Annotated in this window: 1 pseudogene; it reads left to right on the top strand. The window is 34.6% G+C overall.

Going from position 1 to position 1,747, the window contains the following annotated elements:
• Window positions 1-1,747 (top strand): annotated as a pseudogene (locus AC4FQX_RS15080) (hypothetical protein); the annotation flags it as partial.

A 1,747-nucleotide genomic window follows, 5' to 3' on the forward strand; every position in this document is an offset into this window, starting at 1 on the left:
GTTAATGTTAAGGTAAATCAGGCTGTAGAAGAAAAGGTCTCTGTAGAATTATGTGGAGACAATGTTCTATTAGAGGCAAGTAAGAATTATGTTTCTTATTCATGGACAAGAACTCCGAACGGACCGGTTTTAAGTACTGAAAATTTTTATAATGCAACTGCTCCCGGAATCTATATTGTGGTTTGTGAAGCAGCAGACGGTTGTTCAAGACTTACAAAAACATTTACCGTTGTACATTTTAATGAAGCACTTGAAAACCCATTAAAGCCATTTGCCACTCAAATAGTACAATGCCCTAATGATGCAGAAGAACTGGCAGAAATTATTTTATGCGGTGCAAATGCAGAAAAAGGAATTACAATTGATATTCCCGGTATAGAATCAATTATATGGGAAAAACTGGACGAGAGTAGTTGTGCCGCTCAGGGACTGGAAAGTTGTGCTAATAAAGATTCTAATTGTATCTGGAAACTTGTTGGAAAAGAGTCTGTTTTTACGGCAAAAGATGGAGGACAGTATCGACTGGAAATTACGTATCCGGGAGGATGTTTCAGACGTTTTTATTTTAATGTTTATAAAAACTTATTAAACGCAGTTCCCAAAACAAAGAATATACTATGTGGTAATCCGGGAGAGATTGAAATTACCGGAGTACCTGACGGATATGAATTTAGTCTCAATAATATTGCGGGACCTTATGGACCAAGTTCGATTTTTCCTATTGAAACTTTTGGAAACTATACTGTTTTTATAAAACAAACTGAAGGAGGGAAAAAGGATTGTATTTTTGAAATACCTGATATTGTAATACTGGACGAAGATTTAGATATTAGAATTCAAGGAGGAAATGTTTCCTGTTTAGATGGTAAAGGAGATATCATTGTAGAAATTACAGGAGTTATGAATTCCGATTTACAATATAAGTATGATTTGTATCAAAATGATATCCTTATCAGCTCTTCAGGAATAGTATCCGGTAATAAGGGTAATGTATGGACTTTTTCCGGACAAAATTCAGGTAAATATGAGGTAGAAGTTTCTATCAATGATGGAATCTGTAGGTTTATAGGACAAAAGGTAGAACTATTAGCTTTAGAGCCTATAAGCGTTAATCTGAACATAGTGCCGTTAATATGTGGTCAAGGTAGTATTGAGATAATAGCAGAAGGTGGTTTGCAAGAATATACCTACTATCTAAATGGAATAGAGCAAGATGGTAATCTTGTTTTAGTTACTGCTCCCGGAGTATACAAAATCGATGTAAAAGATTTTAACGGATGTACTGCTAAAACAACAGAAGTAACTATTTTACCTGAAGTAATCCCTTCTTATACTGTAAAAACGTATGGTATTAATTGTTCCGGAGAGAAAGGTTTAATTGAAATAGATGTTGATTCTAAAGGATATACATTAAGTTATAGTATTAATGGAACAGATTATTACGATCGTCCGATTTTTACAGAGTTATCAGCGGGTTCTTATGCTGTTTATGTACGTTATGGTTTAACCACAATTTCGGGAGAGATTATAGAATGTGATTTGGCACCACAAACCATCATTATAAAACAACCTGATATAGATCTTAAAGCTTTTGTAGGTATTTCAGAAGATATAAATTGTGATCCTGAAAAGGCAAACAGAGCAAAGGTAAGAGTAACGAATGCTGTTGGAGGGATAGCCCCTTATACTTATAGTTTTAATGGAGGACCTTATACCACCAGTATGGAAGCCTATATGCCAATAGGTA

This window comes from Flavobacterium sp. AK-301 (genome assembly GCF_058310215.1).